Source organism: Streptomyces tricolor, from assembly GCF_002155905.1.
In the GTDB taxonomy this organism is placed as follows: Bacteria; Actinomycetota; Actinomycetes; order Streptomycetales; family Streptomycetaceae; genus Streptomyces; species Streptomyces tricolor.
This window is the reverse complement of the sequence record NZ_MUMF01000761.1, coordinates 1-7,778: the sequence shown is the minus strand read 5'-3', so window position 1 is coordinate 7,778 and position 7,778 is coordinate 1. Positions and strand designations below refer to the sequence as shown.

The following is a 7,778-nucleotide window of genomic DNA, read 5'->3' as shown; positions in this document are numbered from 1 at the left end:
GCACGAGCTTGCGGCGGGTCCGGGCGGCTCCTTAGGGTGCAGCCCCGCTCGGCCCGCCACCCTAAGGAGCCGCCCGGACCCGCCGCAAGCTCGTGCCCCGCCGACGACCAGGCGCTTTCGAATTGTTCAGTGCGGCGAGAGGGGGCTGCTGAACAACGCGCCGACGGCTGAACTCGTGGTCACGGGCCTCGCCGGGAGGGCCGTTCCGCACCTCGCGGACACCGACACACGACGCCAGGAGAAGGCGAACATGACGATCACGAAGAGGGCCACCACCCGCGCCGGAGTGCTCATGGCCACCGCGGCGATGGCCCTGGGCGGACTGGCCACGCACGCCGAGGCCCGCAGCGCGAACATCTCCAGCTGGAACAGCAAGTCCGACTGCAACGCCGCCAGCCCCTACACCTTCTGCCTGTACTACTCGCCCAACGCGAAGAACGCCCCGTACCGGAGCAAGGCGACGAAGATCGGCGACCTGGGCACCAAGAAGTTCACCGGCAGCAAGCCGGGCGGCGGCCAGAAGGTCCGCAACAACGCCGCCTCCGCCCAGAACGGCACCGCGTGCAACGTGGGCATCTGGTACTCGCCGCAGTACCGCGGCGACTCCAACTGGCTCGCGCCGTACAAGGGCGGGAACCTGACCAGCTGGATGCGCAACAACGAGGCGTCCATCGCCATCTCGGACCACACCCGCTGCCCCGGCATCGGCCACTGAACCGACCCGTCCGGAGATCACACGGTGCCCCGCCCCGCCGCGGGGCGGGGCACCGGATCCGCCGTCCGAAGGAAGCACTGGCCATGGCGTACCTCTCCGCCCCTGCCGACGCACGCCGAGCACGGCGTGCCGCGCTCGCCGGCGGCACCCTGCTGCTGGCGGCCCTGACCGCCTGCTCCTCCTCGTCGCCGAAGCCGCCCGAGCCGCCCGCCCTCGGCGCGGTCCCGCGCACCGTCGGGGTCGAACACCTGCGTCTTCCCGTCGAGCGCTACATGCTGAGCCCCCACCAGGCCCTGACACTCGACGAGGCGAGCGACGCGGCCGTGCGGGCCTGCATGCGGCGCCTGTCCGTGCCGTACCCGCCCCCGGCCCGCTCCGCGGCCGACCCGGCGGAACGGCGGCAGGCCGTGAACGGCTACACGGTGCTGTACCGGCGCTACGGGCTCACGGACGCCGCCGAAGCCCGCACCTGGGGCTATCACGCCCCCACGACGGCGGCGGGGCGCTCCCCGGCGAAGTCCGCGCAGCCGAAGCCGCCCTCTTCGGCCGCCCGAGGTGTCCTCACGGGGGTGGACACCTCGGGCGCGCCCCTCACCGCCCACCGCGGCCGGCCCGTTCCGCGCGGAGGCTGCCTCGGCGAGGCCGAACGGCTGCTCGGCGCCGCGGGCCCGCAGGGGCCGGGCACCGACCCGGAGGGGATCGTCGCCCGCATCAAGGCCGACAGTTTCGAGCGCTCCATGGCCGATCCGCGCGTGCGGAAGGTGTTCTCCGCCTGGTCGGCGTGCATGCGCTCCCGGGGGTTCGAGATGTCCACCCCGATGGACGAGGTGCCCTCGGCGAACGCCGAGCGCCCGTCCCGCGAGGAGATCGCCCAGGCGCGAGCGGACGTCGCCTGCAAGGAGCGCACCAATCTCGTGGGGGTATGGTTCGCGGTCGAGTCGGCCTATCAGAAAGCGGCGATCGAAGAGCACGGCACGGAACTGGAGAAGGTGACGACGGCCCGTGAGAAGACGGTCCGGGCCCTCGACCGGCTGACCCACAGCAGCTTCCGCGAGCGGTCCTGACAGCGCGCGGTTCGGTCCGTGCCCCTAGGGCCTGTCGTTCGGATCATGCCGGCCGAAAGGCAACGTGCCCCACAGCCGACCTGATCCGAACGACAGGCCCTAGCGCCGCTCGTAGATGCGCTTGTGGCCGCGCAGCGCCGCCAGCCGGAACGGTCCGGTGGTCTGCGGCGGAGCGGGGTGGTCGCCGCCGTCGGTCGGGAAGGACCGCTCGTGCAGCTCGCGGTAGGCGGCGTGGTCGAGTGTCCGGCGCCGGTCGATCGCCTCCTGGTGCGCCGCGGTGCGCAGGTGCCGCCGGTAGCCGGGTACGGCGGTTCCGGCGAAGAACTCGGCGACGCTGCCGGAGCCGTAGCTGAGGAAACCGATGGGCCGGCCGGTCAGGTCGTCCGCCCGGTCGAGCAGCGCGGCGAGGCCGAGATACGCCGACGCGGTGTAGCTGTTGCCGATGACCCGGTTGTAGGCCGTGGTGTCCTCGACGGCCCGCTGGAGCAGAGCCTCGTCGGTGTCGTACCCGCAGGTGTTCAGCAGATGGCGGTGCGCCTTGTAGGCCATCTTCGTGAACGGCTGGTGGTAGCAGAACGCGGCGAACTCGTCGAGCGGACGGCCGCCCTGTTCCGTGTAGTCCTTCCAGGCGCTCTCCACCGCGTGCAGATACGCGGTGATGGACGCCTCCCCGTCGACCAGCGCGGCCTCACGGTAGTTCGGCCGCCAGAAGTCCATGATGTCGGCGGTGAACAGGCCCGACGGTTCCTCGACACGGACCAGCGCGGGGTCCGCGGCGACCAGCATGGCCACCGCCGCCGCGCCCTGGGTCGGCTCGCCCGGGCTGTCCAGGTCGTACTTGGAGACGTCGCTCGCGACCACGAGGACCTGCTGCCGGGGGTCGCGCAGGACGAGGCCGACGGCGGACTGGAGGGCCGCCGTCGCCCCGTAGCAGGCCTGCTTCAGCTCGACGACCCGGGTTGCGGACGGCAGTCCGAGCAGCGCATGGACGTACACGCCGGCCGACTTGGCCTGGTCGATCGACGACTCCGTCGCGAACAGGACCGTCCGGATCCGGTCGGTGCCGTGCCGGGCGATGATCGGCGCGGCGGCGGCCGCGCCCATGGTCACGATGTCCTCGTCGGCGGCGGGCACGCTCATCGACCGCTGGCCGATGCCCAGATGGTATTTGCCGATCTCGGTGCCGTTGTACCCGGCGAGTGCGGTGTGCGGCAGCACGAACTCGGTCGTCGCCAGTGACAGATCGTGAATTCCTACGGCGCGATCCTTGGCCATGCTCCATGCACCGACCTTCGCTGTCTCTTGGTGAGTTCCTGCCGGACGTGAGCCGCATACGGTCGCCGCCCACCGTAGAGACGGCCGATCCGGCGCGCATCCCCCGCCCTGGTAGAGGGAACGGCGGGTCCGGTGCGCCGCGGCGTCGTCGACGCGGAACCGCTCCCCGAGACACCGCAGGGGGCTTCCGGCGCAGCGGGAGCCCCCTGGAGGGGTACGGGGATCAGTGGCGCCTGCCGCTCACCGGCGGGGCTGGATGAACGGCAGCAGCGGGACGACCGCGTGCCGTCCGGCCTCCTCCTTGACGGCCTGCTGGAGGGAGGTGAGCTGGATGTCCACGAGGCGGCGGGTCATCGGATCCGTGAGGACGGTCGTGGCCTCACCGTCCTCGCCCTCGGCGTCCTCCATCTTCGCCGGGGCCTCGCTGAGGTGCACCCACGGGCCGCTGATCACGAACGCGTGGCAGCCGTGCAGCACACGGCCCAGATCGGTCAGGGCGTTGCGGCCGAGGCCGCGGCCGGGCGTGGCCACCATGGTGACGACGCACTTGCCCAGCAGGGCGGACGTGGCCATCGGGCGAGAGGCCCAGTCGATCGCGTTCTTGAGCACACCCGGAATGGAGCCGTTGTACTCCGGACTCGCGATGATCAGACCGTCCGCCTCGGCGATCGCCGTGCGCAGCCGGCGTACCGGCTCCGGGCAGTCCGCCACGTCGAGATCCTGGTTGTAGAGGGGCACCTCACCCAGGCCGTCGAAGAACTCGATCTCCATTCCCTCGGGTGCCAGCGGAGGGAGGGCACGCAGAAGGCGTGTGTTGAACGAGTCCTGACGCAGCGATCCGGAAATGGCGAGAATACGCAACTGAGAAGCTCCCTGTTGTGCGGTGCCGAATCGCCTCACCGTAGCAGTCGGCCTGCCAGGCCGGGGCGCGTTCCCGGCGGGGCCATCCGTCACGTTGGTAGTTCTTGACTCGGTGGCCCGTAAAGCCTTGCTGGGCCGGAATTTCCCCCTCTACCTTCGGTCGGCATGACGACGTATACGGTGGAATCCACGCACAAAACGGTGCGTTCCGGAATCCTCGACCCGAAGGCGCCGCCCGCCGCCACGATCGAATCCGGCGACGAGGTCGACTACCCGAACACGTGGACCAATTGGCAGAACGAAATGAAATTCGGCATGTCGTTCGCCGAGCGCGCACGCCTGCGCGAACAGTATCCGGGCTGCCCTTTCCAGCTGGTCGGGCCGGTGGAAGTGGCCGGTGCCCGGCCCGGAGACGTGATCGAATGCCGGCTGGTGCGGCTGCGGCTCGCGGACTGGGGGTGCAACGTCTTCCCGACCGGGGCGGGGGCGCTCCCGCACGACTTCGACGAGCCGTACACGCACTACTTCCGCTTCGACGAGACCCGCACCCTCGCCGACTATGTGCACGGCATCTCGTTCACCCTGGCGCCGTTCCTCGGGATCGTCGCGGTGGAGCCGGCCGGCGACGACCCGGTCAGCGCGCTCCCGGCCGGCGCCCACGGCGGCAACCTGTCGCTGCGCGAACTCACCGTCGGCTCCTCGCTGTTCCTGCCCGTGGCCAGGCCGGGCGGCCGGATCTGGGTGGGCGACGTACACGCCCTGCAGGGCGACGGCCTCGTCGACCAGACAGCGATCAAGTCCACCGCGGAGGAGCTGCGGATGCGCTACGACCTGCACCGGGGGTCCGCACTGACCCGGCCGCTGGCCGAGACCGACACACACTGGATCGGCTTCGGCTTCGCCGACAACCTGGACGACGCGCTGATCGACTGCGTCCGCGGCATGATCAGCTGGTTCAGCGTCGCGGCCGGCGTCGGCGCCGCCGAGGCGTACGCGCTGTGCAGCATCTCGGCGAGCTTCCGCGTCACCCAGTACGCCGACCAGCGAGGTGCCCCCTACGTCGGCCTCGACGGACCGCCGAAGGGCGTGCACGGCATGCTGCCGAAGGAGATCTTCCCGGTGGAGCTGCGGGCACGTGTCGACCGGTGGTTGCGCCCGGGCAGCTGACCGGGCGCGGACTGCCGGCCGTGCCGGACCGGGCCCCGGCATGCCGACCGGGCCGGGCCCCGGCAGCCGTCCGGGCGCGCTGAGGGCGACCGCTCAGCCGAGGTCGATCAGGACCTTCCCGGGCACCCCGCTCTCGACCGCGTCGTGGGCGTCGCCGGTGCGGCTGAGCGGGTAGCGGTGCAGCGGCAGCCCCGCGTCGTCGCCCACGCCCAGGGCCCCGTCCCCGACCGCCGCGGCGACGTCCGCCACGGCCGCTTCCTTCTCCTCGGGCGACAGCGTCAGCGTGAGCACGAACTGGTAGCGCAGGTTACGGCCCATCAGCAGCCGCAACGGCAGCCGGACTTCACCGTCGCCCTCCGTGCCGTAGACGGCGACCGTGCCGCCCGGGGCGAGCACCTCCACGTCCAGATCGAGATTCGCGGACGGCGCCACCTCCGTGATCAGGTCCACCCCTGCGGGCGCGACCGCGCGGATGTCCGCCGCGGCACTGCCCGACGTGCGGTGCACCACGTGCGCGGCACCGGCGGCACGCACCGGCTTCTCCTTCTCCGGGGTGCCGACCGTCGCGATCACCGTCGCCCCGCTCCACACCGCGAGCTGGACCACCGCATGGCCGACGACCCCGGCACCACCCGCCACCAGCACCGTACGCCCGGCCAGCGCACCCGGCCCGAGCCGGGCCGGCGCCTGCTGCGCCGAGGTCAGACACCGGTGCGCCGCCAGCGCCGGCAGCCCGATGCTCGCGCCCAGTTCGAGCGAGGCGCCCGGCGGCAGTTCCACCGCCTGCCGGGACGGCAGCACCACGTACTCGGCGGCGGTGCCCTGCGGACGCCGCCACGCCGCCTCCCACAGCCACACCCGCTGCCCCACGCGCTCCGGCGCGACGCCGGGGCCGACGGCGTCGATCACACCGCTGCCGTCGTGATGGGGGATCACCTCGGGGTACATCAGGCGCCCGTCGACATGACCGAACCGCCGGCACTTCCAGTCGGTGGCGTTCACCCCCGAGAACGCCACCCGGACCCGGACCTCGCCCGGGCCCGGTTCCGGCACCGGCCGGTCGACCAGTTCCAGGACGTCCCGGTTGCCCACCGACGCGTACACGATCGCCTTCACTGGCACACCTTTCGACAGGGAGCCGCCGTGGAACCGGTAGCCGTTCCACGGCCGCGAGGCTAACCGCCACAGTTGCGGCGGCACAGCGCTTCGCGCGATGCCTGTCAAGGTGAGGGATGGCGGGACGCCGGGGCATCACTAACGTCGCTTCAGTCCGCCGGTTCTGCCCGGCCTGAGGAGGATGTCGTATGGCAGCGCCCATCACCTACCAGCAACTCGTGGACCGGACCGACCACTTCGCCCCGCCGGCGGTCCTGACGGCGGCGGCGCCGCTGTCCCGCATGGTCTACCCGGACGGGCACGTCGGCTGGCTGGCCACCGGGCTCGAGGTGGCCAAGGAGGTGCTGAGCAGCCCCGCGTTCAGCCACAACTTCCATTCGGCGCACTTCCCGATGCTGAAGAAGGGGCAGCCGTTCCCCGCCATGCCGATCATCCCGGGCATGTTCATCCACATGGACCCGCCCGAGCACACGCGCTACCGCGGCATGCTCACCGCGGAGTTCGGGACGCGCCGCATGGCGGAACTCGCCCCGCGCATCGAGGAGATCGCGGCCGGTCAGCTGGACGCCCTGCGCGCCCAGGGCTCGCCCGCCGACCTGCTGCCCGACTACATCCGGCCGCTGGTGCTGCGGGTGCTCTCCGAGGTCGTCGGAGTCCCCTACGAGGACACCCCCACCCTGGCCGCGCTGGCCGACACCGCCAATGACGACGACGTGCCGCTGGAGGACGAGTTCGCCGCCGAGAAGCGGGCGTTCTTCCTCACCCGCGACCTGGTCGAGCGGGCGCGGACCGCGCCCGGGGACGACATCCTGGGACGGCTGACGCAGGTCGAGGGACTCTCCGACCGCGAGATCACCAACATGCTGCTGGTGGTGTTCGTCGCCGGCTTCGCCACCTGCGAGGGAGCGGTGGCGGCAGCGGCACTCGCCCTGCTGCACCACGCCGACCAGCTCGCGGCCTTCCGCGCGGCGGCGGCATCGGGCCGGGGCACCGAGACGGCGGTCGAAGAGCTGCTCCGCCACACCACCGTGAACCAGTACCAGATCTTCCGCACGGCGCTGCGGGACGTGCGCCTGCACGGGGAACTGGTCCGCGAAGGAGACACGGTCACCGTCTCGCTGCCGGCGGCCAACCGCGACCCGGCCCAGTTCGGCTGCCCCGCGCAGCTGGACCTAGGCCGGCAGGACGCCGCCGGCCACATCGCGTTCGGCTACGGCGCCCACGCGTGTGTCGGTCAGCGCCTCGGGCGGGCCGTACTGGGCACCGCGCTGGAGACGCTCGTACAGGGGCTGCCGGAGCTGGCGCTGGACGCGCCGCTGGAGGAGATCCCGCTGCGTGCCCGGACACCCGTACTGAGCGTGCAGCGGCTGCCTGTGCGCTGGTAGCCGGCGTCCGATCCGTACGGGGCATGACCTTTAGGACGCCTGATCCCTAGGACGCCGGGTCCGTGCGAGGCCGGGTCCGTGCGATGCCGGATCGGTACGACGCTGATCCGTACGGCTGCCGACCCGCCCGATGCCCGACCCGCACGCCGAGCGCCCGGCCGGTGGACCCGGGCCGGGCGTTCGGCGTGCGCACGC

At 71.9% G+C, this 7,778-nt stretch carries 7 protein-coding genes; 4 read left to right on the top strand and 3 right to left on the bottom strand.

The window, feature by feature from the left end; genetic code table 11:
• The first annotated feature begins 250 nt into the window (after nt 1-250).
• Both CCN44_RS39010 and CCN44_RS39005 read left to right on the top strand, forming a co-directional pair.
• Entirely contained in the window at nt 251-715 is a 465-nt protein-coding gene (locus CCN44_RS39010; RefSeq protein WP_059255724.1) for a peptidase inhibitor family I36 protein, read from the top strand.
• Nucleotides 716-798: 83 nt separating this feature from the next.
• The gene (locus CCN44_RS39005) at nt 799-1,779 is read left to right on the top strand and encodes a hypothetical protein (RefSeq protein ID WP_086703773.1); all 981 of its coding nucleotides are present in this window, start codon (nt 799-801) and stop codon (nt 1,777-1,779) included.
• Between the two features lie 99 nt (nt 1,780-1,878).
• On the opposite strand, the gene CCN44_RS39000 is transcribed toward CCN44_RS39005, so the two are convergent.
• Together CCN44_RS39000 and CCN44_RS38995 are read right to left on the bottom strand one after the other, a co-directional pair.
• Nucleotides 1,879-3,054: a hydroxymethylglutaryl-CoA synthase gene (locus CCN44_RS39000; RefSeq protein ID WP_086703771.1), complete on the bottom strand. Its 1,176-nt coding sequence runs from the start codon at nt 3,052-3,054 to the stop codon at nt 1,879-1,881.
• 240 nt (nt 3,055-3,294) lie between these two features.
• On the bottom strand, nt 3,295-3,954 hold the full coding sequence (locus CCN44_RS38995) for an NADPH-dependent FMN reductase (RefSeq protein ID WP_223283660.1): 660 nt from the start codon (nt 3,952-3,954) through the stop codon (nt 3,295-3,297).
• Nucleotides 3,955-4,080: 126 nt separating this feature from the next.
• Between CCN44_RS38995 and CCN44_RS38990 the strand changes: the two genes are divergently transcribed.
• Nucleotides 4,081-5,082: an acetamidase/formamidase family protein gene (locus CCN44_RS38990; RefSeq protein WP_086703764.1), complete on the top strand. Its 1,002-nt coding sequence runs from the start codon at nt 4,081-4,083 to the stop codon at nt 5,080-5,082.
• Nucleotides 5,083-5,175: 93 nt separating this feature from the next.
• Here the strand turns inward: CCN44_RS38990 and CCN44_RS38985 are convergent, their stop codons facing one another.
• Nucleotides 5,176-6,198, bottom strand: a complete 1,023-nt coding sequence (locus CCN44_RS38985) for an NADPH:quinone reductase (protein ID WP_086703759.1) — start codon at nt 6,196-6,198, stop codon at nt 5,176-5,178.
• Nucleotides 6,199-6,386: 188 nt separating this feature from the next.
• Here CCN44_RS38985 and CCN44_RS38980 point away from each other — a divergent pair, with 188 nt between their 5' ends.
• The gene (locus CCN44_RS38980) at nt 6,387-7,583 is read left to right on the top strand and encodes a cytochrome P450 (RefSeq protein ID WP_086703751.1); all 1,197 of its coding nucleotides are present in this window, start codon (nt 6,387-6,389) and stop codon (nt 7,581-7,583) included.
• Nucleotides 7,584-7,778 lie beyond the last annotated feature (195 nt).

Coding starts and splice junctions, on each gene's coding strand:
- CCN44_RS38980 (WP_086703751.1), top strand. CDS start 6,387: ATGGCAGCGCCCATCACCTACCAGCAACTCGTGGACCGGACCGACCAC.
- CCN44_RS38990 (WP_086703764.1), top strand. CDS start 4,081: ATGACGACGTATACGGTGGAATCCACGCACAAAACGGTGCGTTCCGGA.
- CCN44_RS39005 (WP_086703773.1), top strand. CDS start 799: ATGGCGTACCTCTCCGCCCCTGCCGACGCACGCCGAGCACGGCGTGCC.
- CCN44_RS39000 (WP_086703771.1), bottom strand. CDS start 3,054: ATGGCCAAGGATCGCGCCGTAGGAATTCACGATCTGTCACTGGCGACG.
- CCN44_RS39010 (WP_059255724.1), top strand. CDS start 251: ATGACGATCACGAAGAGGGCCACCACCCGCGCCGGAGTGCTCATGGCC.